The sequence below is a fragment of the Undibacterium sp. Di26W genome (assembly GCF_049340265.1).
In the GTDB taxonomy this organism is placed as follows: Bacteria; Pseudomonadota; Gammaproteobacteria; order Burkholderiales; family Burkholderiaceae_D; genus Undibacterium.
On the sequence record NZ_JBMPOR010000093.1, the window covers coordinates 1 to 294 of the forward strand.

Genomic DNA, 294 nt, shown 5'->3' on the forward strand with positions numbered 1-294 from the left:
GGACTTTTTCCACAGCGCGCTGGATGGACATGGATACCCAGGTATTCAAGTCGATTTGTTCCAGCAATGCGCCTTCATGGTGTTCTGTGGCTTTGATGCCAGAGTCAGCGATGAAGCGGAATGGGCTACCTTCTTTCAGGGAAGACGCGCCAGCTTGCACGGAGGATGCTTTCCAGAATTTGGCGCGGGCTTCAGTTGCCTGGCCAGACAGTTTGACCTGGTCGATGATTTTGGTGATGAGGATGTACCAGCTGCCCATGGACATGATGACCATGATGATCAGTGTGCCTTTGG

Annotated in this window: 1 pseudogene; it reads right to left on the reverse strand. The window is 52.7% G+C overall.

The features are described 5' to 3' along the window. Positions 1-294 (reverse strand): annotated as a pseudogene (locus ACO0LM_RS28790) (MotA/TolQ/ExbB proton channel family protein); the annotation flags it as partial.